The organism is Helicobacter bizzozeronii (assembly GCF_900196775.1).
GTDB lineage: Bacteria > Campylobacterota > Campylobacteria > Campylobacterales > Helicobacteraceae > Helicobacter > Helicobacter bizzozeronii.
In genome coordinates, this window is the sequence record NZ_FZLB01000017.1 from 1 (window position 1) to 25,050 (window position 25,050).

Here is a 25,050-nt window from a genome sequence, read left to right on the forward strand (position 1 = left end):
GTTGGGGGTTTTGCTGGGGTTGGGGATTGGCAAAGTGCCCTTGTTGTTGCTGTTGTTGCGCACCCTGCTGGAAGCCCCCGCCTTGTCCCCCGCTATGGCTACTAAAACTCAAATTCACATCGCTAAAGCCCATTTGCGCTAGATTTTGGCGTAATTCATTTTGGTAGGAAGAGAGTAGAGCACTCACGGGGGCACTGGAAGCCACACTCACCTGTATATTCTTACCCACCTGTTGGATCACCACATCCACTTTGCCTAATTTGTCGGGGTTGAGCTCCATAGAAAGTTTGGTGATGGGGGGCTTGAAGTCTAGGAGTTCTTGGCGTAAAGTGGTGGCAAAATTTTTCAAGGTCTCCTTAATTTGGGGGGCTTGGATTGGGGATTTGCTCTCTAGGTGGGCGTTGTGGGCGTTATTGTGGGCGCTCTCAATGGCTTTGGGCTTAGAATCCTCATCGCCCTCTTTGGAGAGGGGATTTTGTGCAGGTCCATACAAGGGCAAGCGATTAGGGTCAAATGAGAGGGGGATAATGGTGCGTTTGGGTTTTAAAGGACCCTCTAGGGCTTGCTTAAACGCCTCTTTGATCTCGCGATCATTGGTGGCGTTGTCCTTGATGGGCACATGGCGGGGTGTGGGTTTTTGCTCTAAGAGGTGGGCTAGGGGCGTTGTGGGGGCTTTGGGGGCTTGGGCTGTTTGGGTGGTCTTAGGCTTTAAAAGCTCCTGAGTGGATAATTTGGCTGTTTTTTCAGATTTGTCTATCTCCTCTTTGGGGGTCTTTTTTTGATCCAAATCATCTAAAATCGCCTTGTTTGGATTAACTTGGGGGGCGTTTTTGGCAAGTTCTTTGGGGTTGATTTTGCTAAGAGCGTTCTTTTCCACCCCGACCTTGTCATCTTTTTCATGCTTGATTGTGCCTAATTTTAATTGCTTGGCACTCTCTAAGTTTTTGATGTCTGAAAGTTTGGCTTGCTTGCCATGGGGCTTGGCATCTTTAAGGGCTTTGGTGTGTGCGAGCAAATCCAAAGGGGGTTGTTTTTTGCCAAGCTTTTCGGGTTTTTCAGGCTTGAGTGGGGCGTTTTTCTTGGAGTTGAGTAAATGGGCTAGGGGGCTATCAGGGGCGATGTGCTCGGGTAATTTGTTTTTGAGCTCTTTAAGCTCCTTGCTTTTTTTGGGGGCTTTTTTGAGATCCACTTTGGGTTTGTCTGCTTTGCCCTCTGCTTTTTTGTCATGCTCTTTTTTTTTGAGCTCCAAGAGTTTTTTAAAAGCATCCTTGCTTTTTTCGGGGGTTTTTTTATGGCTAGAATGTGTGGGCGCGCCCTTGCTGACAACTTTTGGTGCTTCCACATGTGTAGGACTGAGTGCCACGACCATCCTTTGGTTTTTGGCTCATACAAGCAAACTCAATTCCACTTAGCATGCTAGGTGCAACTGCCCGCACTTTTAAAAAAAGACTTGCTTAAAAATAAAGGTGTGCTTTTCATCGCTTTGGCATGGAAAAACATGCAACGCACATCGGCTTTACGCAAATCCCACGCACTCAAGTCCTGATTAAAGCTCTCAGCATAGGCAAACATCTTATACATGCTCATCACGCCACTTGTATCCCAGTGGTTGAGGGGGTAGTTAAAACTTTTGGCGTAAAAAAACATCTTTTTCATGTCCCTAACATGGCTGGTGTTCCAGTTGTTTAAGGGTTGGTTAAACAAAAAAGCCCCATAGAAAAGATAGGACATATTAGAAACATGCGAGACATCCCATGACCCGATGGGCTGGTTAAAGGCACTGGCATATTTAAACATGCCTTGCAGGTTTTGTGCGTTAGCTAAATTCCATTTTGTGATGTCGCCGTTAAAATCATAGGTCAAGCTAAACATGTAGCTCATGTTTTTGACATTTTCCACATTCCAATCATTAAGGTCTTGTTGGAAATGCTTGCACCCATAGAACATAAAACTGGTATCTTGTGCGCTCTGCACTTCCCAATCATTTAAGGGTTGGTTGAAAGTGGCTAGAGCAAACATCGCTTTCATGTTTTCCACACTGCTGGTATCCCAATTACTCAAAGAGACATCCACCTCACGCCCCATAAAAATCCCCTCCATGTTTTTAACATGGCTGACATCCCAAGTTTCAATGCCATCCAAGTCGGCACGCTCACCCATCGCATGGCATTTGTTGTAAAAATCTAAAATTTGGGCGTATTCCTTGTCCTTAGTCTCCCATAAATCTCCGCTTTTAATGGGTAATTGTTTGATACGCGCATAGATACTTTCTTTATCGCAAAATAAATAGCTCATATCCTCAATCAAGCCCGTATCAATGCTAGCTAAAGGCACGCTACTATCTTGGAGCAACGCAATCAATTCTTGTTTGTTTTGGGGGTAGTGCAAGAATTTAAGCACATTGGGGGGGGTGGTGGCTGGGGGATTAGTTTTCAGGGCGTTTTTTTGTTTCAAAGCACCTTGAATGGGCGTGCCTAAAAAAATGCCTTGCGTATCTGCCCTGTCTAAATCCTGCCACTGGCTCAAATCCTGCTTAAAACTCTTGGCATTGGCAAACATGTAGCTAAAATTCTGCGGGGGCTTGCCTGTGCGTTTTTGGTGATTCCATTTGGATAGAGGCTGGTTAAAAGACTTAGCATGGTAGAACATGTAGCTGAAATCCACCCCGCTAGAGGTGTTCCAGTTATTGATGGGCTGGTTAAAACTGGTGGCATTGGCAAACATGTAGCTGAAATCCACCCCGCTAGAGGTGTTCCAGTTATTGATGGGCTGGTTAAAACTGGTGGCATTGGCAAACATGTAGCTGAAGTTTTTAACCCGGATGGTATTCCAGTGGCGTAAGGGCTCATTAAAATGCACCTGATTCATAAACATGCCTTCCATGTTCTCCACATGGCTAACATCCCATTTACCAATCCCTCTAAAATCCTCGCGATAAGCGGTGCAAATCCCTTTTTTGTGTAAAGGTTCTTGCAAGCAAAATAAATAGCTCATGTCTTTAATGTGCCTGGTATCGATCTGTTGGAGAGAAATATGCGGGTTTTGCAACAAAGCCTGCAAACTGGCTTTATCTTTAGGGGTAAAAATAGTGGGTGTGCCCGACAAAAAAGACATACCCCCAACCGATAGACCCAAGCACTTTAAACTAGAACTAACCAGAGAGAAATAGTAATGGATAGACATATGCGCTCCTGAAAATAACCATATCCCTACAGCTTAGTCCAGCATTGTAGTCCCCCATGCTAACATATTAACATTTAGTGGAATATAAAATACCCCATTCCGCTTTTAAAAATGTTTTTTGATATTACTAAATCCAATAAACAATATCTTAAAATTTTAGTAAATATTAAGTAATATGATTATACTATCTAATAATAATAATTAACAATACAAGGACTTTTGTGCGTAGATACAAATATGAAAATTTTAATAAACAAGGTCTTTCTTTTTGTCATCTGCTGTTTAAAACATGTCTTTTGAGCGGGATTTGTGTCCCCATACTGCACGGTGTGGGGATTAGGGGGCTGGACAATAGCCCGATGCTAGGCATGCCACCCACCAACGACTTAGAAAATGACATGAAAAAAATGGAGAGCGTGGAACATGAACATGGACATGAACATGGCGATCACAATCACGAGGTAGTAGCCCCTAAGAACACCCCCAAAAGTCAGGGCAAGAAAAAAGATGCCCCCATTGGGGAACTCTCTAACTTTTTCATTGGCTTTAACTACCAAGCCAGCGGGATTCAAAACCAAGTGTTGAGTTCAAATCTCCCCCAACCCGCCAAAATGACCATGAATTTCCCCCCCTTAGTGGGTGTGGGGTTGCAACTGGGCTACAAACAATTTTTTGGTCCCAAAAGGTCCTTTGGGTTGCGCTACTTTGTATTCTTTGATTATAACCACAACCGCTTTGGTTCGCTAAAAGCCAATAACACCTTTAATTTTGGTGCTTATACCATGAGCGAAAAAGATAGCTACGCCGGGCAATATTTCTCCAATCTCTACACTTACGGGGCGGGGATGGACATGATTTATAATTTTGTGAGCACTAAGGATTTTATCTTTGGTTTTGCGGTGGGTTTCCAGCTGGCTGGGGATAGCTGGGCTACCTCCATTGAAAAACAGCTACAAAGCTATGCAAAAAACAACAAACATTCTAGCTACAGCCCGGCTAATTTCCAATTTTTGGTGAATTTTGCCTTACGCGCCCAAATATCTAAGAAAAATGGCATTGAATTAGGCATTAAGATTCCCACCATCACACACCGCTACTTTAGTTTAACTAATTCCCAAGGACAAACCCTACAAGCCAATATACGCCGTGTCTATGCTTTCCAGATCAGCTATATCCGCGATTTTTAATCTTTCTTGCTTTTGTTGCCCTAGCATCTAATGGTGCGCCTCCCTAAGAATTTTGCTTAAATTTTGCCTAAGCATGTTATATTTAACTACGGATTAACCGATATTTTAAATTAAATTAAAACAAAGGGTTTTCATGCATGCTTTTTTCCGGTATTCTTTGGCGCTGTTGTCCTTAAGCACATTGGGTGCAGCACCTAATGGGATTTTTATCGAGGGTGGTTACCAACAAGGTAAGGCGCAAGTCCGTATGCAAAAGGAGGGGAATGCAGTAACCACCACCACTCCTTTACGGGGTTTTGGGCTCCAAATAGGTTACCAAGCTTACCCAATCAAATATGTTGGTTTTAAAGTCTATGGCTTTTTTGACTACGCCCATACCGATGGGATTGAGTTTGCCAACCCCAATGCCAATAGTGTTTCTAGTCCGGTGAGTTGTACTGGTTTGCCCACAGGTGTTCCGGGCATCCAAGTGCCTCCCGGTGTTGTTCCGGGTGCGCCCCCTGCTGTCCCCCCGGTTATCCCCCCTGTTATCAAGCCACAATGTAAAGTCAATGTCATGGGGATTTTGCAACAAATTGCTGGGAGTAAAAAACCCGTCCAGCCCAACATGCTCACCTATGGTGGGGGGGGCGATATTGTGATTAATATTATCAATAGCCAAATCATCGCTTTGGGGGTTTTGGGTGGAGTCCAGTTGGCGGGCAATAGCTGGATTTTAGCCACACCAGATTTTAAAGATGTCGCCTTGACCTACATGGGCTTGGATAAGCAAGCGACCGCATTCCAGCTCTTGTTGAATGTGGGGGGGCGTTTGCGTATTCTTAAGCATAGCAGCATAGAAGCGGGGATCAAATTCCCCATGCTCAAAAACAACCCGTTTTTGCAGAGTAAAAATGATGGCACGCTCTACATCCGCCGGATGTATTCGTGGTATATCAACTACGCCTTTACTTTCTAGGGTTTGCGTGCATAGGCAGGCTGAATCAGCGATAGCGTGGTGTCTTTGAACTTCACGCTGATTAAGAACTGATAACGCCCTTCAGGGACACTAAAGACAGGCAAGTGGCAGGTGAGCTGTTGATTAGTTTGCTTGCAGTTTAGCTGGAGTGCTTTTGGGGGGGTCTTGGGCCTTAGCAAAGTAACAGAAAATTCCGGAAACACCATGTCTTTTTGGCGTTTTTGCACCCATAGATCGATGCGGTTATCTTCCAAAGTCAGCCAAAGCAAGGGGGTGTTTTGGTTCAGGTAATAAGGAAATGTCGGGATGAGCTGTTGATCGGCATTGCCAATTTTGACACCATAATCTTGCAAGAATGCATGGTAACTTTGGAGCATGGTGTTGATGTGGCTATCGGTGTAGGTGTGCTGGTGTAGATAAGTGGTGTCGCTTTGGGGGGTGTATTTGATCGCCACCACCACCAATGCCACTACCAAACTCAATCCAATTAATAAAACAGACAAAATGCCTAGGGGCCAATAATTCTTTTCTTTTTTGTTTCTTGTTTTCATTGAGATTTCTTACTTCCAAAAAAATAAGCATAAAAAAAGAGGGCTAAAAGAGAGCAGAGTAAAATATAAAGTGTGGTTTTCATAAAACTATTGGGGTTGTCCTCTTTGATATTGCTCTCCAAACTCACATGGTGGGCTTTGCTCAGTGCCTCTGCCATGTAGGTGTAACCATTCAGTAGGGCAAAGGAAAAACGGGCGTTGTTTTGCGCCTCGTTTTCTCCCCACTTTTTAGGTAAAAAAGGAGCCATGTGTTCGAAAAAAATTTTATCTTTGTCTAAAAGATTAGCTGGATTAGCGACAATCTCGATCTTTTGGGCTTTATAATAAGCAAAGAGAGCAACAAAGGGGGCATGCAAAGTTTTTAGCTTGCTTTCTTGGTAGATTTGGCGTTGCTCCTTAGTTGCTAAATCCTTAGAGCCTCCCATGAAGACAACCAAAGAGATTTTAGCTTTTGCCAATAATTCGGTAGAGACTTGCTCCACCAGTGCCACGCTCTTAGGCACAAGATGCCCCTCCCCATTATCTTGGACAAACAGACCTTGCCCGGCACACAAAACCCATGGTAACCATAAAAGCCACCACAAACCATCAAACCGCAAATAAGAATTGGGGTTTAATAAAATACAAAACGATGGTTATGAAGAACAACACAAACAAAAAAAGCCCCAGTAATTTTTCCATTCCGGTAAACATTGTTACTCCTTGTATTGGTAGAATTGTTTGTTTTTCTCAAACATTTGGATATTTTTCGTGTCTAGTTGGTAATAGTGGGTCGCCTCTCTTTGCTGGATTTTGACGGCTTGAAAACCAAACAAGGCAACCACCACTAACAAGGCAACCACCACAAGTAGATAACCCAAAACCCCGTTGAGGCCAAATAAGCCATTCATTCCTCTTCTCCTTGCAAAGACTGGATATAACTCATCAATGCCCGCACCTGAATATCATTAAAATGCCGATAAGCAAAGCTAGGCATCTCCCCAATATGCCCCTTTTTGCCCTTTTCTAGGATTTCTTTTAAAAATTCCTGTGTGCCATAGTGAGTTAAATTAGCTGCCATGCCTGCTTGACCCTTCCCATCAGCTCCATGGCAACTCGCACACATATTTTGGAAAATGCCCTCGCCTTTTTTGACCAGCTGGGGATTTTTCGTGCGTTTCAACGCAGAGATTTCTGCCATCACATAGCTGGCTACCGCTTTGGCATCTTCTGCGCTCATCTCAATGGGGGGCATTTCCACCGCTTGATAGCCCAAGCCCACAGAGCCCTGCTTGATGATCTCTTCAATCCCCTCTTCTTTGCCCCAACTCACTAGGTTTCTAGCCGTATTGTCTAGTCCAGTCGCCTCCAGCCCATGGCATTGCGAGCATTGCACCAAAAAGATACCCTGCCCCATCTGCTCCAAATCCTTTTGGCTCAAGTTTTTCCACTTATTTTCAAAGTTATGGTTGTATTGGGCGACCTCTTTATTGTATTCCCCAATTTGGGAGTAATTAAACACGGGATAGCCCAAGAAAATATACCACAACCCCCAAACGATGATGGCTAAAAAGCTCACCAACCAGCCCGAGGGGATATTGTTGAGGAACTCGGCAATCCCATCGTATTGGTGCCCGTTATTATACAGATTGCCACTGCTGGTTCTTTCACGCATCGCCTTAAACAAGGAGGAAGTCATACTCAAAGTGAGCACCAAAATCACAAGGGCAGCCCCTAAGGCGAACAAATTAATATGATCCTTGAGAATATCCATGTTAGCCTCTCTTAGACTGGGATAGGGGAGAGCGGGGCTCAATCACAGCGTCATTAAGCTCATCTTGCAAGGCAAGTTGGCTATAACGCTCATAATTTGTGATGCCCTTTTTGTCCTTGACATACATGCTGACAATGTAAGCATACAAGAAAATGGTAAAGAGAATGGTAAAAAACACATAGGCAAAACCTCTAAGCGTGTCTAAATCCATTATTTGCCTCCTTGTTGCGGTGCTAGGGCTAAGTTAGGTTTGCTGGGGTTAAAACTGGTGGCTTGTGGTTTTAAAACGCGCGCTTGACCCAAGCTATTGAGATAGGCAATCAAGGCGACAATCTCTTTCACCTTGCCCTGTTTGAGTGCTTCTTTAATTTGGGGGTTTTGCATGTCATTCACAATCGCTTGTGCTTGCTCTAAAAAGAGTTTTTTAGCCTCTTTGATGTCGCCTAGTTTAACGCCATTGGGCGTATCATAGGGCACGCCAAAGACCTTTTTTTGTGTGTAGGCTTCGGCAAATGCCGTCTCAAAGTCGCTATCTTTGCTAAAGAGGTGTTTATAGGCGGGCATGATGCTTCCGGGCACCACGCTTAGTGGGTCTAGCATGTGCTTTTCATGCCAAGCAGTGGTGCGCACATCGCCTACGCGGTGTAGGTCTGGTCCAATGCGTCTAGACCCCCACAAAAAAGGACGATCGTAGGCATATTCCCCACTCAAGCTATAAGCCCCGTAGCGTTGCACTTCAGCTTGGAAAGGGCGAATCAGCTGGGAGTGGCAGTTATAACACCCCTCTTTAATATAAACTTGCCTACCCGCTGTCTCTAAGACCGTATAAGGGCGCAAGCCCTCGATGGGGCGTGCAGACTTAAAGAAGTTGGGTAGGATTTCAACAATCCCTGCAATGGCAAAGGCGACCACAAAAGCCAAAGTGAAAAAGAACGGGTTTTTTTCTAGGAAGCCAAACATCAATCCTCCTTATTTGGTGCCCATAGGCGTAGCATAGGCGGGCTCTTTTTCAAGTAGCCGCCCTTTTTGGATGGTCATGATCACATTGTAAAGAAAAATAAAGAATCCAATGAGATACAAGCTACCCCCAATGCCACGGATAATATAGAAAGGGAATAAAGCGCGCACGGTATCTACAAATTGATAGACCAAGTTGCCGTATTGATCGGTATCACGCCACATCATGCCTTGCGTGATCCCAGAAATCCACATCGAAGAGAAATAGAGCACGATTCCTAAGGTCATCAACCAAAACTGAATATCCATCAATTTAGCCGAGTAGAGTTCTCTTTTAAACACGCGAGGGACCATGTGATAGACCGCTGCAATGAGGGTAAAGCCCACCCAACCGAGCACGCCATCATGCACATGCCCGATGATCCAATCGGTGAAGTGGGCTAAAGCATTGACCGAGCGGATCGCCTGAATGGAGCCCTCTAGTGTAGAGAGCATATAGAAAGTGCTCGCCAAGACTAAGAATTTGATGAGTGGGGATTCTTTGAGCTGGTGCCATTGCCCACGCAAGGTTAAAAGCATGTTGATTGCCGTTCCCCATGAGGGCAAGATGAGGATGACCGAGAACACAGAGGAGAGAGTCTGCACCCAATCAGGCACGGTGGAATAGATCAAGTGGTGTCCGCCCGCCCAAATATAGACAAACATCAAGCTCCAAAAAGAAAATAAGGTCAGCTTATAGGAGAAAATGGGCTGTCCGCTCTCTTTGGGTAAGAAGTAATAAATCGTCCCAATCACCCCGCTAGTGAAAACAAACGCCACAGCATTATGCCCCCACCACCATTGCACTAAAGCATCGTTACTGCCCGCATAAAGTGAGATCGAATGCATAATACTGCCCGTGTGGGCGACTAGGTAGGTTGGGATTGAGAGATTATTGAAGATATAGAGCACAGCGATCCCGACATAGGTGGCGATGTAATACCACAGCGAAACATAAATGGTGTTCTCACGGCGCACCCCCATGCTCCCAAACATGCTAACCCCCCAAAGCACCCACACAATCACAACCAAAATATCAATGGGCCATGAGAGTTCGGCGTATTCTTTACTTTGGGTTTCCCCAGCTAGAAGGCTAAAAACCCCCCATAGCAGAGCGACAATCCAAATCCAAAAATGCAGATAACCCACCGTCTTTAAAAATGGATAGTCGTTATAGGTAATTTTTAAGACTCTTTGTCCAATATAATACCAACTCGCCCAAATCCCCCCCAAAGTGAAACCATAGATCACACCATTGGTGTGCACGGGACGCAAACGCCCAAAATAACTATATTCACCCAAGATATGATTTAACCCGGGAAACGCCAGTTGGAAAGCCAAAATCACCCCGATTAACATGCCAATCGCGCCAAAAACGATCATGGCAATGATAAATAGTCTAGCAATAGAGTAGTCGTATTGTGCGACCTCCTTACTAGAGACGCTCACAGAACTTGCATAGCTCTGTTGCATGCCCATTTCCATAACACTCTCCTTAAATGGTCTAAAAGATGAATTTAAAGTATAGCATAAATTGGATAAATGGCACTGCAAACATTCCTTAAAATAACACGCTGACCTCTGCTACCACTTTTTGATCGGCGCGCAGGTCTAAATAATTAAAATGCGTCCCGCTCTGTTGTGCCCCACTCAAGAGATCGCCCACATTGCGGTATTTGAGATCCAAGTTGGCAATCTCAAACCCATCTAGGGTTTGGCTAAAATCCTCTAGGCGGGGGCTGTGGGTCTTGTGGGTGAAGAGATAGCAATAGCCCTTGCCCCCCAAGCGCGCCACACGCCCCCTTAACTGGTGTAAGGTCGCTAAACCCAGCCTCTCAGCCCCCACAATGATGATTGTTGAGAGTTTGGGCAGGCTGATCCCCACTTCAATTAAGGTTGTGGCAAGCAAAATATCGCCTTGTTTAGCAAAATTCTCCACCACCTCTTCTTTATTCTTGTCCTTCCCACTGGTGATGAAGACTCTTTTAAAATGTTTTTGCCAAAAGGGCGCGCCCTGACTTAAGGACAGATAATCTTGTTTTTGACTTTCTTCCACCAAAGGGTAGATGATAGCGACTTGCTTGTCTTGTGCGATCTGGGTTTCAATGTGTGCCATCAGGTCGGGGAAATGATCCCTATGGATGATGCGGGTTGCAATATCCTTGTGGTAGGGTTTATCTTTAATGATGCTGGTAGCGATGAATTTAGCCCCCATCAAGGCTAGGGTTCTAGGAATTGGAGTTGCTGAAAATTGCAAATAATGGGGTCTGGCACTGGGGATAGCCACTTGGGATATGCCCGCCTCTTGGTCAAAATCCTCTAGGTCTTCTACGGGCAGATTGGGTGGGCTAGAGCTTGAGAGCACTTCTAGGGCATGGCGTTGCTTGGTGCCAAAGCGGTGTTGTTCGTCGCTAAGAACTAGGGCGACCTTAGAGGTGTCAAAGGGCGTGTATAAAAGTGCGGTTGTGCCGATGATAAAATCGGCTTTATCAAGGGCTTCTAGGCTTTTTTTAGATGAGCCCCCCAAAAACAAACAAGATTTAATGCTGGGGGGCAAGAATTTAAGCGCCTCTTGGTGGATTTGCTTGGCTAAAATCGTGGTTGGTGCCATCAACACGCTTTTATAGGGGGAGGCAAGAGCCACGCTGGCTAAAATAATGATGGTCTTGCCACAGCCCACATCGCCCATCACAAGCCGTTTAGCCGCTTTATCTGCTTGCATGTCTTGCTGGATACTCCCAATGGTGCGTATCTGATCGGGTGTGAGCTTAAAGGGCAGATTTTGCAAAAAGGCTTGGAGGGCTTGGATGTTGGCATGCCCTTTAAATTTACTGGGAAAATGCACCCTTTTAGTGCTTAAAGCGAGCATGTGCGCCATCGCCTCAATGAATTTGAGGGCTCTTAGGTATTTGCCAAATAAGCCTTTGTGGGTTTCAAAAGCACGCACAAATTCTAGGGTGGGGTAAAAGAGGGTTTGCAAACTTTCCACCACCTCTAAGGGCACGCCCAAATCTTTAAGTTTCTCCAAACGCTTGGTATTGACAAGACTCAAGCAATAATCTTTGTAATTTGGATAGCCCTGTTGTTTGTAGGCATTTGTGGGCGGGCGTTTGAAGTGTAGTTCAATGCGGTTGGGCTGGTCGATGACTTGGGGGTTAATCATTTGGAGGGTGTGGGTGTAGGGGTTGTGCTCCAACTTGCCATAGACATAAAAACGCTTGGGGGCAAATAATTTGAGGTGGTAGGGGGTGTGGTGGAAAACCACCAAATCTAGGGGTTGTTGGAATAAAAGGGCTTGGGTCTTAACCTGCAAGGTGTTTTTAACCACCACTCCCAAACGCTCCACTTCTACACAGCCCTTATTGCCCAGTTCTAAGTCTTTGAGTAGATAGTAACTCGCATAACTTTTAGGTGGGTTTAAGAGCAACCTTAAAAAGTCTGGGAGCAAAACACCCTCCAAATCCAAATCACAACTTATTTTCATCCCACAGCCTATGAGGATATTTATTATAAACATGCTAAACTACAATACATTATACTCAAAAAGGATAGATGATGGATACAAGTAGATTTCTTAGGGGGCTTAGGGTCTTGCTTTTGTCTGTGGTGGGCGTTTTGGTCCTACATGGTTGCAAAGACACTTCCAAATCCTCCAGCCAGCAACCCACGCAAGCCAAAGGTGCTAACCAGCAAGCCAGCAAGCAAACCCCCCAGCAACAGCAAGCCGCCCAAGATGCCGCATTGGAAAAAAGCCTAGAACATCAAATTGATGATGAAAAGACCACGCAGAAAGTGGATAATATCATCAATGAAGAAAATGCGATCCAGGATGCGACACAGGGCACAGGTCCTATCTACACGCCACAAGGGGGCAATATCTTGCAAAATTGGACCAACCACCAAGATAACTTAGCCTCACCCCTCAATGGCAACTATTAAGGCGTGGCATCCAAGTTAAGGCACTGATTCTTACCGCAGGGCTTTTAGGGGGTTTTACCCCCTCTGCTCTCTTTGCTGCCAAGAGCCGGACTTTTTTGCTTAGCCAATACCAGCTAGGGGAGATGCAGTTTTATACCGGTGAGGGGAAGAATCGTGTCAAAAATGTACGCACCATTGAGGGAGCGGGTATCTTATTTGGCTATGAGTATAACCCCTTAGATCGCTGGCTTTACACCCGTTACTACGGCTTTTTGGACTATGGTTTTGTGATTTTGGATAAGAGCAGCAATATTGAAACCAATATGTTTACCTATGGGGCGGGTGCGGATATTGTGATCGAATACAATAAAAATCCGCTGAATGTGTGGGGGCTTTTTTATGGCATGATGGTGGCTGCCAATACATGGACCACTTCTGAGTTTTCCAAAAACTTTTTCATTGAAAATTACCGCTCTTTTACCAGCTTTTCTTTTAAAGGCACTTACTTTAGGCTCTTTGGACAAATTGGTGTGCGTTTCCAAACCGTGATCCTCTACCATGACATCTCAATAGAAGTGGGCTTTAAATTCCCCTTTGATACAGAGATTGGCTCGCGTTTTGTGCGTAATTATAGTCTTTTTGTCTCCCACACTTGGTATTTTTAAAAGTGGCTCTAAAGCCCCCTCTAGGCTTTTTTTGCTATAATGTGCCTATGCGGTCATTTTCCCTTCTTTTTTGTGTTTTGCTCTGCTCTGTGAAAGCCACTACCCTAACACCCTACCACAAACAATACATTGAGCTGGTAACCGAAAACGATGGCTATATCAACCCCTACATCGATCGCTACTACACGGCAGGCACGCGTATTGGCTGGGTGAGCAAGGAATATAATTTCCAAAAAAAATCGCCCATGTCCTGGGCGCGCTTTGTGAGCTTGCAGGGTAAAAAAGAGCGCATGACTCGCTTTAATATCTATTTGACCCAAGACATGTATACCCCCACGCTAGCCCACCGCCTCCTAACAGAGATTGTCAAGGGCGATCATCTCTATGGGGGTTGGTTGCGCCTCAATTTTGGGATTTTCCAAAGAAGCGCGCATGCTTTAGAGCATTTTTCAATCTCTGTGGGCATGGTCGGTCCGGCTTCTCTGGCCGAGCAGACTCAAAATTTGATCCACACATGGGCACACGATCCGAAGTTTTTGGGTTGGCACAACCAGATCAAAAATGAATTTATTTTCCAAATTAACTACACTTGGATACAAAAGCTGGACTTTTACAAAAGCCGCTTTTTTAGTATCGATATGCTCCCCGGAGCGGGTTTGCAACTGGGTAATGCCTTGACCAATTTTAAAATCGGCTCTATGCTCAGGATGGGTTATAACTTAGAGGCAGATTTTGGCCCTAATTCCATCCACAGCGCATTTGCTGGGGGCATGCCCTATAGCAGTCGCTTTTCTTTTTATCTCTTTGCAGGGGCTACGGGTTTATTCCAACCCTTAGATATTTTCGTGCAGGGCAATGATCCCCAAACACGCAATAAAACACAACTGCCCTATTTTCTTTACAACGCCCAAGTGGGGGTAGTAATCGCTTATAAGGGGTGGCGTTTTTCCTTTAGTGCGATCGATTGGAGCAAGACTTTTAGGGAACAACCCCGCAACCACAACATCGGCAGCATTGAGTTAGACATTGCTTTTTAAGGTGATTAGCATCATGAGTAGAAAAATAATGGCAATTTTTTTGGGTATTGGGGCGTTTTTGGTGGTGGTGCTCTTGGGCGTGGGGCTCAAACTGAGCAGCGACATCAAGGGCAAGTTAGAAGAGAGCTTGAATATCATCGCCAAACGAATCCATGCCACCCCCTTTACTTGCACGGGTTTTAAAAATATCACTTGCACCAGTGCGGGCGTGTCCGATAAGATTGAGGGAATCCATGTGCGTTTGGCTCCGGTGAAGTCCAACGCCCTGCAATTCCATATCGATCTGCCCAAAATCCATGCCCTTAAGACCTGGATGCCCCAGAGTGCTAATTGTGTGGTGGATTTGAGTCTTAAAGAGGTCTTGTTAGGGCAAAATATGTGCCATTTTAAATCCCCTAAGCTGACCTACCAAGTTTCTTTGCATGCGCGCCTCAAAGACTCTCATCAGCCCATTAACCTCAGCAATTTACTAGGCTCACAGGTGCAAACTAAGGACTTAGAAGTATTGGTTGAAAAACTCGGAGTTAAGCTCCAATCTAAGGATTTCCGCGCCATTCTCTACCCCCTCTTGCAACAATCTGGGGATATCCAAAGCAAAGACTTTGACGCGCAAGCCTATGATAAAGCCCTCAACCAAATCAACACTTCTTTTCAAGGGACCACGATGGTCATGCTCTTGATGGCAGGCTTGCAAGATGAAGTGGGGAAAGTCCAAGAATTATCCAAAAACTTCCTAGCCTTTGCCAAGAATGAGCGCGATCATGTAGGCGTGGAGCTCATCAGCAAGGATCAAACATACAAGCGTTTAGAGGATTTGATTAACTCTAAGGATTATTGGGAATACCTGCCCCACTTCACCCTTAAAGTCTTGCCATGAAGCGCATTTTGCAAGCATGGCTTTACTCTAAGGCGGGGCTAAAGGCGGCATTTGCAGATGAGCCCGCTTTTAGACAAGTGGTGTTACTCGCCCTTTTGGGCTTTATTGGGGCGTGCTTTGTAGCCCACACTTTCACGCATTTTGTGCTGTTAAACTTGCCCGGCGTGCTGTGCTTGGTTGTGGAGTTGCTCAATAGTGCTATTGAAAATGCCGTGGATTTCACTGGCACACACCAGCACTCCCTAGCCAAAAAAGCAAAGGACATGGGCAGTGCCGCGCAATTTGTGGCATTGGTCTTTTTTATCCTTGTGTGGGGGGGTTATTTTGTATTTTAGGAGAATAAATGGAAATTAAAGATGTCAAAATTGAGGAGTCCTTACAAGAGAGTTATTTAGACTACTCTATGAGCGTGATTGTGGGGCGTGCTCTGCCTGATGCTAGAGATGGGCTAAAACCGGTTCATCGGCGTATTTTGTATGCCATGCACGAATTGGGCTTGGGCTCTAGGGTGGGCTATAAGAAAAGCGCGCGCATTGTGGGGGATGTCATTGGTAAATACCACCCGCATGGGGATAGTGCAGTTTATGAGGCATTGGTGCGTATGGCGCAAGACTTTAGCATGCGTTTGCCCCTAGTGGATGGGCAGGGCAATTTTGGCTCCATTGATGGGGATAATGCCGCAGCGATGCGTTACACTGAGGCGCGCATGGCAGCCCCTAGCGAGGAGCTTTTAAGGGATATTGAAAAAGACACGGTGGATTTTAACGACAACTACGACAGCACCCTTAAAGAACCCGATATTTTGCCTAGCCGTTTGCCTAACTTGCTCATCAATGGCTCTAGCGGGATTGCTGTAGGGATGGCAACTTCCATCCCCCCCCACCGCCCCAGCGAGATCATCGATGCGTTGGTGCTGGTGTTAGATAACCCCCAAATTGATCTGCTCTCTATTTTGGAAGTGATTCAAGGTCCAGATTTCCCCACGGGGGGGATTATTTATGGCAAGGCGGGCATTTTAGAGGCGTATAGCACGGGGCGGGGGCGTGTCAAGCTCAGAGCCAAGAGTCGTTTTGAGCAAATCGGGCAAAGAGAACAGATCATCATTGAGGAAATCCCTTACCAGACCAATAAAGCCAAGTTGGTCGAGCAAATCAGCGAGTTAGCACGCGATAAGATTGTAGAGGGGATCGCTGAGGTTAGAGATGAATCCGATCGGGAGGGGGTGCGCGTGGTGATCGAGCTTAAAAAGGATGCGATCGCCCAAATTGTGCTCAACCACCTTTATAAATCCAGTGCCCTAGAGAGCACCTTTAGCATGATCTTGCTGGCCATTTACAACAAAGAGCCCCGCATTTTTAACCTCTTAGAACTCTTAAAACTCTTTTTGGTGCACCGCAAAACCATTGTGATCAGACGCACCATTTTTGAATTAGAAAAGGCAAGGGCGAGGGTGCATATTTTAGAGGGCTTGCTAGTTGCCTTGCAAAATAGCGAGGCGGTGATTGCGCTCATTAAGGGGAGTGCAGACGCGCAGGGGGCTAAGGACTTGCTCATGCACGCTCATAATTTAAGCGAGGAGCAGAGCAAGGCGATTTTGGATATGCGTTTGCAACGCTTAACAGGACTAGAGCAAGAAAAAATCCAGCAAGAACACACCCAGCTTCAAGAACGCATCGGGTATTTGCAAGGCATTTTAGAGAATGCCGACAAGCTCAATAATTTGATTAAAGAGGAACTCTTGGAGATCAAAGAAAAATTTGATAGCCCAAGACTCACCCAAATTGAGGAAGACTATGAAACTTTAGGCGTGGAGGACTTGATCGCCCATGAGGACATGGTTGTTACACTCAGTCACAGAGGCTATGTCAAGCGCATGCCCTTAAAAGTCTATGAACAACAAAGGCGGGGGGGCAAGGGCAAAATCTCGGGCAACACGCATGAGGATGACTTTATTGAGTTTTTCTTTAGTGCTAACACGCATGACACCATTTTATTTGTTACCAACATGGGGCAACTCTACTGGCTTAAGGTCTATCGCATCCCTGAGATGGGGCGTAGTGCCATTGGCAAGGCATTGGTGAATTTAATAGATTTGCAACCCGGGGAGCGCATTAAAGCGACCTTATCCACCGCTGATTTTAGCCCGGATAAGTCCTTAGTCTTTTTCACTAAAAAGGGCTTAATCAAACGCACCAATCTAAGTGCCTTTGGGCGCACACGCGGGGGGGTGCGTGCCATTGTGCTTGATGAAGATGATGCCCTTGTAACCGCCCAAATTTTAAACTCTGGCACGCAAGAACTCTTCATGGCAAGCTCAAAGGGGATGTGTATCCGCTTTGGCATAGAGGGGGTTAGAGAGATTGGGCGTGTGGCTAGGGGGGTTATTGGCATGCGCTTAAGAGCAGGCGATGAGGTGATCGGGGGGGGTGTGATCTCTAGCGAACAAGAAAAGTTGCTCAGTGTCAGCTCTAAGGGGATGGGCAAGCAAACCTTAGCGGGGGCTTACCGCTTGCAAGGGCGGGGCGGCATGGGCGTGATTGCCATGAAAATCACGCCTAAAACGGGGGATTTGATTGGCATTGTGAGCGTGGATGAAAGCCAAGACTTAATGATCTTAACCAAAAGTGGCAAGATGATTCGCATGCCCATGGAGAGTATCCGCGAAACGGGGCGTAATGCCAGTGGGGTTAAATTGGTGAGCGTGGAAGGCGATGTGGTGGTCTATGCTAACACATGCCCCAAAGAAGAAAGCGAATAAAATTTATGGGGATTATGTTAGCATTTTCCCCGTTTTATTCCATAATTTTTCCAATTCTTAACAAGGAGTGCCCGTGCAATCTCAATACCAGCCCATAGAGCAATTTTTTAAACATTGCTACACCATCCCTCTTTACCAACGCGCCTACTCTTGGGAAAAGGAGCAATGGGATCAATTCTTGGCAGACCTAGAAGAGGTAACCCGTGGGGGCAATAAATACTATTTTGGGAATGTGCTTTTAGAATCACTGGAGGATCAGAGACACATCGACATCATCGATGGGCAACAACGCATCACCACGATTCTTATTTTTATCCGAGCATTGCATAATGTCTTGGCAGAGAGGGTTAAACGAGGAGGAAAATTACAGCAAGATGTGAGTGAAGAAGATTTTTTGAAATACTTGCGAGAGGATTTTCTCATTGCCCGTAACATTCCAAAACTCCAAGCGGTTAAATACGATGACCCCTATTTTCAAGGGATGATTATCATAGATGACAAGGCAATGCGCTCAGACCCTAGCACCCCTTCTCAAGAGCGCATCAGCGGGGCTAAAACTTTCTTCTTAAACCACCTAAATAAATGCGCCACTCCCCATGTTTTAAATTTACTCAACAAAGTCAAAAACGCCATTGTATGGCGCACAGAATTTAAAAGTAAAAAAGATTCGGTTTTGATGTTTGAGTTGCAGAATAATCGGGGCAAGACTCTAACGCACATGGAACGGCTCAAAAGCTATTTGGCCTATCAAATCTACACCTATAGCCCAGATCAAGCGAGCGCAGAAGAGAAGTTAAAGCAAATTGCCAGCATTTTTGAAGATATTTACCGCATGCTCAATGACATTAAAGTTTGGGGCGAAGACGAAATTTTGCGATTCTTCAATATCTCCTATTTCAAACAGGGCTATAACTATAATGAGAATGACGACAGTGCTAATTATAAGCATGAACTCCACAACCCACCCGATAACCCCAATCCAACTCAAAAAGACAAGCTAGCTTGGATTGAAAACTACGCCAAAGAGCTCAGAAACGCCTTTGCGGATTTTAGAGAGTTCTGCCGTTTAGAGAGCCCTTATAGGGATTCTCTTTTGGAACTGAACGCAAACCCTGTGTATCCCTTTATCTTTAAAGCCTACCGCATTTTTAGAAATGCCCCAGAAAAACAAACTCTTTTAGAACAAGTTTTTAAGACTTTGGAGGTCATCGCCTTTAGGCATAAATTGATTAGCACCCGTGCAGATTTACGCACAAGACTACAAGAAGTCTTGCAAGACTTTACCGATGCAGATTTTTTAACCCAGAGCATTAAAAATATCTGTGAAAAGGATTACTATTGGACGGATGCGGATGTGAAAAATGCGCTTGCTCCCGAACGCTATGAAGATCGTTGGCGCAAAAATGCCACCACAATTTTAGCGCGCTATGAGAGTTACCTACGGGGGCAACGCACCCACACTAAGGGCTATGCCTTTAAACTTGTGGATTTGGACAAACCCCAAATCGAGCACATCGCCCCCCAAAAAGAGAACAACGAACGGCTCAAAAGCGGGTATTGTGCTTACGATGACGATTTTTACCAGCAACATTATCTTAATTGCATTGGTAATCTCTTACTCATCGATGGCACACACAATGTCTCTATTGGCAATAGAGCTTTTTCTGAAAAATTAGAGAGCTACAAAAATTCTCCTCTCTCTCAGCAACGAGAAATCAAAAACTTTGCACAAGATAGATGGGATAAACAGGTCATTAAGAGTCGCCATGTTAAAATTGTGGAGTTTGTGCTAGCCACTTGGAGTTTGTGAAGTTTGGGATCAAAGTCTGTTTGTTGGTGTGCTTGGTGGGGTTTTTGCGTGCGCAAGATTTTGTGATCTCCTATGCTATGCAGGTGCATAATGGGATTGCCACTAACCAATCTTTTGGGATCACACGGGCATTAAAGAAGTATCAGGGCTTGGAGTATCGCTGTGAGATCCCCGTAGATGAACCCAAGCTTGATTCCAAACAAGAGCTCTTTTTGTTGGATATTTTGTTAAAAACCTACCAAAATGCGGTGTTGGATTGTTTGTATAAAAGTGAGGTGCGTATTGAGAGCAGTGGGTTTAATGCAAATTCCCAAAACCAAAACCGCGCCACCTTGCGTATCATAACGCCCCTGAATGCCTATTTAGAAGGGGGGCTTTTGGTGCTTGAAGTCTATGAAAAGGAAAGAAAATGAAAATCGCCATTGTAGAAGATGATATTAATATGCGTAAGAGTTTAGAACTCTTTTTTAGCGATCAGGAGGATTTAGAGGTGGTCGCTTTCAAAAGCCCTAAGGATGCGCTCAAAGCTCTAGATGAGAGTTTTGAGCTTATTATTACGGACATTAACATGCCCCAAATGGACGGGCTGGAGTTTTTGCGCCAATTAGAGGGGCGTTATGAAGCCATTGTGATCACCGGGAATGCCACGCTCAATAAGGCCATCGAGTCGATTCGCTTGGGGGTCAAAGATTTTTTCCAAAAGCCCTTCAAGCCCGAATTGCTCTTAGAGTCCATTTACCGCAGTAAGCGGGTGTTGGAGTTCCACAAAATCCACCCCCCCAAGAGCAAAACCCCCAAAACCCAAGAGTTTTTTAGAGCCAGCTCAAAAGCCTTAGAGGAGGTGCAAAAACAAGCCCTCAAAGCAGCCGCTACGGATGCCAGCGTGCTTTTATTGGGGCAAAGTGGGGTGGGTAAGGAAGTTTTTGCACGCTTTATCCATGAAAACTCCAAACGCAAGGGCGCGCCCTTTGTGGCGATCAACATGGCAGCCATCCCCGAGCATTTATTAGAATCCGAGTTGTTTGGCTATGAAAAGGGCGCATTCACCGATGCGACCAACGCTAAGGCAGGGCTCTTTGAGAGCGCGCATAAGGGGAGCGTGTTTTTAGATGAGATCACCGAGATGCCCTTAAAATTGCAGAGCAAATTATTGCGGGTGATCCAAGAAAAGGAGTTGATGCGTCTGGGGAGTAACAAGATTGTTAAAATCGATGTGCGTTTCATTGCTGCTAGCAACACCAATATCCAAGAAAAGATCGCCAGCAAAGAATTTAGAGAAGACCTCTTTTTTAGACTCCAAACAATTCCTTTGCATATCCCGCCTCTAAAAGAGCGCCAAGAGGAGATTTTACCCTTAGCCGAGTGGAAATTACAAGAAGTGTTGCAAACTTATAATCTAGGCAAAAAGAGCTTTTCTAAGGGGGCGCAAGAGTGCATGCTCAACTATAGCTGGCATGGCAATATCCGCGAATTGCTTTGCGTGGTAGAGCGAGCGGCGATTTTGAGCGAGGGGGAGCAAATTAGCCAAAAAGATTTGTTTTTGGAAAGGAGTTAATTAACTTCTTTGTGCTAAGAGTGTAGTTTTAATTTGAAATAGGGAGTATCCAATGGAATATATCAGCTTGAATAACCAAGTCAAAATGCCCCTTTTAGGGCTTGGGGTATATCAAATCCCAGATGCCGAGTGTGAAAATGTGGTTTTGCAAGCCATCGATGTGGGCTATCGCTTAATAGACACCGCCCAAATGTATGGCAATGAGGCGGGCGTGGGGCGTGCGGTCAACAAAACAAGTGTCCCCCGTGAGGAATTATTCATCACCACTAAAGTGTGGTTTAGCAATGCTGGGGAGCAAAGGGCTAAAACCTCAGTAGAAAAATCCCTAGCCAAAATGCAGCTAGATTACTTGGATTTGGTCTTGGTGCACCAGCCCTTTAATGACTACTACGGGACTTACCGCGCCCTAGAGGCGTTGCATAAAGAGGGTAAGATTCGCGCCATTGGGGTGAGTAATTTCTACCCCGATCGCCTAGCCGATCTGATCGCCTTTAATGAGATCGCCCCTGCAGTCAATCAAATTGAGCTTAACCCCTTTTTCCAAAGACAACACGATCAGGAGTTTATGCAAGCACACCAAGTCCAGCCCCAAGCGTGGTCGCCCTTTGCGCAGGACAAGAATGACATTTTCAAACACCCCCTTTTGCAAGAGATCGCCCACAAACACCATAAAAGCACCGCCCAAGTGATCTTGCGCTGGATCACCCAAAGGGGCATATCGGTTTTATTTAAGTCCGCTAAGATAGAGCGGATCACGCAAAACGCCCAAATCTTTGATTTTCATTTGGATCAAGAGGATTTGGCTAAAATCGCCACTATGGATACTAGGCAGAGTGTGTTTTTTGACCACAGAACACCTAAGGGGCTAGAATTTTTAAGAAAAATCCCTTTTAATTCTTAAGGAAGGTATGCATGATCTATTCTAACGCTTTAGAACTCATTGGCAACACGCCCATTTTAAAAACAAGCCATCTTTTAGAGGCAGACACGGCGGATTTTTTTGTGAAGTTAGAGAAGTTTAACCCGGGGGGGAGTGTCAAAGATCGCGCCGCTTTGGGGATGATCGAGCAAGCAGAAAAAGAGGGCAAGCTCAAAAAGGGCATGCGTATTGTTGAGCCCACCAGCGGGAATACGGGAATCGCTCTAGCCCTCATGGGTCTGCTTAAAGGCTATCAAGTCATCATTGTCATGCCAGATACCATGAGTGTGGAACGCAGAGAACTCATTAAGGCTTACGGGGCGGAACTCATCTTAACAGAGGGGGCAAAGGGCACAAAGGGAGCAATTGATAAGGCCTTAGAGTTGGGCAAGCAAGAGGGCTATTTTATCCCCCAACAATTTGAAAACCCAGCCAACCCCCAAAAGCACTACGACACCACTGCCCAAGAGATTTTAAAAGATTTACCCGGCGTGGATGCGGTGGTGTTGGGTGTGGGCACGGGGGGCACGATTGCAGGCGTGGGGCGCAAGTTTAAAGAACAAAACCACCATGCGAAGATCATCGCTGTTGAGCCGGCACAATCGCCTATTTTGAGCGGGGGGACACACACCCCGCATAAAATTCAAGGTATCGGTGTGGGCTTTGTGCCAGCCAACTATGATAAAAGCGTGGTGGATGGCGTGATCGCTGTTGATGACAAAGAAGCCATGCAGTGTGCGAAACTCTTTGGGCAAAAAGAGGGGATTTTAGTGGGAATCTCCTCAGGGGCGGCTATTTTTGCCGGCTTGCAAGTGGCGCGCACACTAGGTAAGGGTAAATCTGTCTTAGCCATTGCCCCTGATGGGGGAGAAAAATACATCTCCACTGGGCTTTATGATGCAAGATTTAATCTATAGCCTAGAGCGGGCTTTAGAGCAGGATCCGGCTGCACGCAATAAATGGGAAGTGTTGCTACTTTATCCGGGTATCCATGCACTGCTAGCCCACCGCCTAGCCCACGCTTTGCATAAACGCCGTCTCTATTTTTTAGCCCGCGCACTCTCCCAACTAGCCCGCTTTGTTACCGGGATTGAAATCCACCCGGGGGCTAAGATTGGGCGTGGGCTATTCATCGACCATGGCATGGGCGTGGTGATTGGGGAGACCACTGAGATTGGCGATGATGTTACGATCTACCATGGGGTAACTTTGGGGGGCACGGGCAAGATCAAGGGCAAACGCCACCCCACTTTAGGCGATCGCGTGGTCGTGGGGGCGGGGGCTAAGGTGTTGGGGGCGATCACCATTGGGAATGATGTCAAAATTGGGGCAAATGCGGTGGTGCTCCATGACATGCCCGCTGGGGCAAGTGCGGTGGGCACAAAAGCCAGAGTAATCACTAAGGAGTTATGATTGGGGCAAGATTTAACCCAGTTTGTGCGTTGTGCGGGCTGAGCGGCTAAGGTGGGTCTGGAGGACCTCAAACAAATTACAGCCAAGCTCGCCCAACCCCGCTTAAAAGGTGTGGTGTTAGATTTTAGCGACAACGATGATTGCGGGGCGGTGCATGTTGGGGAATCTTTATTGGTGCAAAGCGTGGATGTGATCCCCCCGGTGGTGGATGATGCTTACACTTACGGGCAGATCGCTACGGCGAATGCGTTGAGCGATATTTTTGCTAAGGGAGCGCGCGCAATCAGTGCGCTGAGTATCTTGGCTTGGGATCAAGAACATGTCAGTTTAGAGAGTGTGCGTGCCATCATGCAAGGATCGCTAGACAAACTGAATGAGTGTGCCTGTCCCTTGTTGGGCGGGCATAGCTTGAGCGATGTGGAACAAAAATACGGGCTCAGTGTTACTGGGGCGGTGCTGGGGTCTTTGTGGGGCAAAAAAGGCGTGCAAATAGGCGATCAACTGATTTTGACTAAGCCTCTTGGTAGTGGGATCATTACCACCGCTTTAAAACGCAAGCTCTTAGAGAGTGCGCCCCAAGCCATAAGTAGCATGGCAACTTTAAACCTACAAGCCATGCAAGTTTTGCAAGGTTTTAGCGTGCATGCCTGCACGGATGTAACCGGTTTTGGGCTCATCGGGCATTTGGCAGAAATGCTAATCCCCACGCTCTCTTTTGAGATTGACACCGCACAAGTCCCGCTTTTCAAGGGGGCTTTAGAGTTGGCAAAACAAGGAATATATCCGGGGGGCAGCGAGGCAAACAAACAAGCTCTGCAAACACAAGTGCAAAGCTATGCGAAACTGCCCGAGATTCTCTTTTACGATGCGCAAACTTCGGGGGGCTTGTTGGTGGCTTTGGGAGAGAAAGAGGGATTGGAGTCCGTGCAACGCCTACAAGATTTGGGGTTACACGCAAGGGTTATTGGCTCATGCGTGCCTAGAGACACGCATACCATCAAACTTTTCTAATTATGCCCAATCAGAGGGGGATTTGCCCTCTTTGATGCGTTGGAGTTTGGCTTCGTAGCGTTTGATAGATGTTAGGGTGTTGTTGTGGGTGCGGCGGAACTTTTCAAAGGATTCGCGAATAGGGCGCATGCTGATCTTGCACCTCTTGGAGAAGTGACGCAAACGCAAATACACTTCACTCAAGGGTTTATAAGCCCGACAACGATCCACAAAAAATTGGTGGCGGGTTAAAATATCCTTACAACCATAAAGATGGCGTTTGCTCTCTTTAAGATAAGTGGCATAAACCATCTCTTGACGCAAATATTCTTGTTTTAATTTGTCAAATTCTCGGTTGGGGTCTAAAACTTCTTTGCTGTGTTTCATCTTGTCCTTTCGCATAAGATACTACTACATGCTACATTAGTATTACTTAATGCTTTTTTAAACATAAAGAAAAAATTAGTCTCATTTCTGTTT

General features: G+C 45.8%; 26 protein-coding genes. 15 read left to right on the forward strand and 11 right to left on the reverse strand.

Going from position 1 to position 25,050, the window contains the following annotated elements; all coding sequences use genetic code 11:
* Together fliK and C5684_RS02460 are read right to left on the reverse strand one after the other, a co-directional pair.
* Nucleotides 1–1,363: flagellar hook-length control protein FliK (gene fliK / locus C5684_RS02455; RefSeq protein ID WP_158650176.1), on the reverse strand; the 1,363-nt coding region annotated here is incomplete at its 3' end.
* Between the two features lie 53 nt (nucleotides 1,364–1,416).
* Nucleotides 1,417–3,114 carry a BspA family leucine-rich repeat surface protein gene (locus C5684_RS02460; protein WP_233708636.1) on the reverse strand — a complete coding sequence of 566 codons (1,698 nt, stop codon included), beginning with the start codon at nucleotides 3,112–3,114 and terminating at the stop codon, nucleotides 1,417–1,419.
* Nucleotides 3,115–3,698: 584 nt separating this feature from the next.
* Between C5684_RS02460 and C5684_RS02465 the strand changes: the two genes are divergently transcribed.
* Both C5684_RS02465 and C5684_RS02470 read left to right on the forward strand, forming a co-directional pair.
* The gene (locus tag C5684_RS02465) at nucleotides 3,699–4,370 is read left to right on the forward strand and encodes an outer membrane protein (protein WP_324761269.1); all 672 of its coding nucleotides are present in this window, start codon (nucleotides 3,699–3,701) and stop codon (nucleotides 4,368–4,370) included.
* A gap of 133 nt (nucleotides 4,371–4,503) precedes the next feature.
* On the forward strand, nucleotides 4,504–5,328 hold the full coding sequence (locus tag C5684_RS02470) for an outer membrane protein (protein WP_104638423.1): 825 nt from the start codon (nucleotides 4,504–4,506) through the stop codon (nucleotides 5,326–5,328).
* Here C5684_RS02470 and C5684_RS02475 read toward each other — a convergent pair.
* The 8 genes from C5684_RS02475 to recG all read right to left on the reverse strand — a co-directional run bounded on the left by C5684_RS02475 (nucleotide 5,325) and on the right by recG (nucleotide 12,112).
* On the reverse strand, nucleotides 5,325–5,879 hold the full coding sequence (locus C5684_RS02475; RefSeq protein WP_104639318.1) for a hypothetical protein: 555 nt from the start codon (nucleotides 5,877–5,879) through the stop codon (nucleotides 5,325–5,327). The two genes, C5684_RS02470 and C5684_RS02475, sit on opposite strands and share 4 nt — an antisense overlap.
* Nucleotides 5,876–6,433, reverse strand: a complete 558-nt coding sequence (locus C5684_RS02480) for a hypothetical protein (protein WP_104638425.1) — start codon at nucleotides 6,431–6,433, stop codon at nucleotides 5,876–5,878. Before C5684_RS02480 ends, C5684_RS02475 begins: the two co-directional genes overlap by 4 nt.
* Before the next feature lie 141 nt (nucleotides 6,434–6,574).
* Complete coding sequence (locus C5684_RS02485) at nucleotides 6,575–6,769, reverse strand: DUF4006 family protein (protein ID WP_006017213.1); 195 nt, start codon at nucleotides 6,767–6,769, stop codon at nucleotides 6,575–6,577.
* Entirely contained in the window at nucleotides 6,766–7,632 is an 867-nt protein-coding gene (gene ccoP, locus C5684_RS02490) for a cytochrome-c oxidase, cbb3-type subunit III (RefSeq protein WP_104639319.1), read from the reverse strand. The genes C5684_RS02485 and ccoP overlap by 4 nt, the downstream gene beginning before the upstream one ends.
* Before the next feature lies 1 nt (nucleotide 7,633).
* Nucleotides 7,634–7,843 (reverse strand): cytochrome c oxidase, cbb3-type, CcoQ subunit, encoded by a 210-nt coding sequence (locus C5684_RS02495; protein WP_104629403.1) that lies wholly within the window; start codon nucleotides 7,841–7,843, stop codon nucleotides 7,634–7,636.
* Nucleotides 7,843–8,592: a cytochrome-c oxidase, cbb3-type subunit II gene (ccoO, locus tag C5684_RS02500; RefSeq protein ID WP_013890296.1), complete on the reverse strand. Its 750-nt coding sequence runs from the start codon at nucleotides 8,590–8,592 to the stop codon at nucleotides 7,843–7,845. Before ccoO ends, C5684_RS02495 begins: the two co-directional genes overlap by 1 nt.
* Nucleotides 8,593–8,601: 9 nt before the next feature.
* Nucleotides 8,602–10,101 carry a cytochrome-c oxidase, cbb3-type subunit I gene (gene ccoN / locus C5684_RS02505; RefSeq protein ID WP_041602966.1) on the reverse strand — a complete coding sequence of 500 codons (1,500 nt, stop codon included), beginning with the start codon at nucleotides 10,099–10,101 and terminating at the stop codon, nucleotides 8,602–8,604.
* An 88-nt stretch (nucleotides 10,102–10,189) separates the two neighbouring features.
* Nucleotides 10,190–12,112 (reverse strand): ATP-dependent DNA helicase RecG, encoded by a 1,923-nt coding sequence (recG, locus tag C5684_RS02510; RefSeq protein ID WP_104639320.1) that lies wholly within the window; start codon nucleotides 12,110–12,112, stop codon nucleotides 10,190–10,192.
* A 71-nt stretch (nucleotides 12,113–12,183) separates the two neighbouring features.
* Between recG and C5684_RS02515 the strand changes: the two genes are divergently transcribed.
* The 13 genes from C5684_RS02515 (at nucleotide 12,184) to selD (ending at nucleotide 24,591) form a co-directional block, all read left to right on the forward strand.
* Nucleotides 12,184–12,567 (forward strand): hypothetical protein, encoded by a 384-nt coding sequence (locus C5684_RS02515; protein ID WP_104639321.1) that lies wholly within the window; start codon nucleotides 12,184–12,186, stop codon nucleotides 12,565–12,567.
* An 8-nt stretch (nucleotides 12,568–12,575) separates the two neighbouring features.
* Nucleotides 12,576–13,211 (forward strand): outer membrane protein, encoded by a 636-nt coding sequence (locus tag C5684_RS02520; RefSeq protein WP_407645756.1) that lies wholly within the window; start codon nucleotides 12,576–12,578, stop codon nucleotides 13,209–13,211.
* Nucleotides 13,212–13,258: 47 nt separating this feature from the next.
* Nucleotides 13,259–14,248, forward strand: a complete 990-nt coding sequence (locus C5684_RS02525) for a lipid A deacylase LpxR family protein (RefSeq protein ID WP_199764473.1) — start codon at nucleotides 13,259–13,261, stop codon at nucleotides 14,246–14,248.
* 13 nt (nucleotides 14,249–14,261) lie between these two features.
* On the forward strand, nucleotides 14,262–15,125 hold the full coding sequence (locus C5684_RS02530; protein WP_104639334.1) for a hypothetical protein: 864 nt from the start codon (nucleotides 14,262–14,264) through the stop codon (nucleotides 15,123–15,125).
* The gene (locus C5684_RS02535; protein ID WP_104639323.1) at nucleotides 15,122–15,460 is read left to right on the forward strand and encodes a diacylglycerol kinase; all 339 of its coding nucleotides are present in this window, start codon (nucleotides 15,122–15,124) and stop codon (nucleotides 15,458–15,460) included. The genes C5684_RS02530 and C5684_RS02535 overlap by 4 nt, the downstream gene beginning before the upstream one ends.
* A gap of 8 nt (nucleotides 15,461–15,468) precedes the next feature.
* Nucleotides 15,469–17,883, forward strand: a complete 2,415-nt coding sequence (gyrA, locus tag C5684_RS02540) for a DNA gyrase subunit A (RefSeq protein WP_104639324.1) — start codon at nucleotides 15,469–15,471, stop codon at nucleotides 17,881–17,883.
* A 73-nt stretch (nucleotides 17,884–17,956) separates the two neighbouring features.
* Nucleotides 17,957–19,693 carry a DUF262 domain-containing protein gene (locus C5684_RS02545; RefSeq protein WP_104639325.1) on the forward strand — a complete coding sequence of 579 codons (1,737 nt, stop codon included), beginning with the start codon at nucleotides 17,957–17,959 and terminating at the stop codon, nucleotides 19,691–19,693.
* Nucleotides 19,690–20,106 carry a hypothetical protein gene (locus C5684_RS02550; protein WP_013890287.1) on the forward strand — a complete coding sequence of 139 codons (417 nt, stop codon included), beginning with the start codon at nucleotides 19,690–19,692 and terminating at the stop codon, nucleotides 20,104–20,106. The genes C5684_RS02545 and C5684_RS02550 overlap by 4 nt, the downstream gene beginning before the upstream one ends.
* Nucleotides 20,103–21,248, forward strand: a complete 1,146-nt coding sequence (locus tag C5684_RS02555; protein WP_104639326.1) for a sigma-54-dependent transcriptional regulator — start codon at nucleotides 20,103–20,105, stop codon at nucleotides 21,246–21,248. Before C5684_RS02550 ends, C5684_RS02555 begins: the two co-directional genes overlap by 4 nt.
* A 52-nt stretch (nucleotides 21,249–21,300) precedes the next feature.
* On the forward strand, nucleotides 21,301–22,149 hold the full coding sequence (locus C5684_RS02560; protein WP_104639327.1) for an aldo/keto reductase: 849 nt from the start codon (nucleotides 21,301–21,303) through the stop codon (nucleotides 22,147–22,149).
* A gap of 11 nt (nucleotides 22,150–22,160) precedes the next feature.
* Entirely contained in the window at nucleotides 22,161–23,084 is a 924-nt protein-coding gene (gene cysK / locus C5684_RS02565) for a cysteine synthase A (RefSeq protein WP_013890284.1), read from the forward strand.
* Entirely contained in the window at nucleotides 23,065–23,580 is a 516-nt protein-coding gene (gene epsC, locus C5684_RS02570; RefSeq protein ID WP_013890283.1) for a serine O-acetyltransferase EpsC, read from the forward strand. The genes cysK and epsC overlap by 20 nt, the downstream gene beginning before the upstream one ends.
* 51 nt (nucleotides 23,581–23,631) lie before the next feature.
* The gene (selD, locus tag C5684_RS02575; protein WP_104639328.1) at nucleotides 23,632–24,591 is read left to right on the forward strand and encodes a selenide, water dikinase SelD; all 960 of its coding nucleotides are present in this window, start codon (nucleotides 23,632–23,634) and stop codon (nucleotides 24,589–24,591) included.
* On the opposite strand, the gene C5684_RS02580 is transcribed toward selD, so the two are convergent.
* Entirely contained in the window at nucleotides 24,592–24,957 is a 366-nt protein-coding gene (locus tag C5684_RS02580; protein ID WP_006017246.1) for a hypothetical protein, read from the reverse strand.
* Nucleotides 24,958–25,050 lie beyond the last annotated feature (93 nt).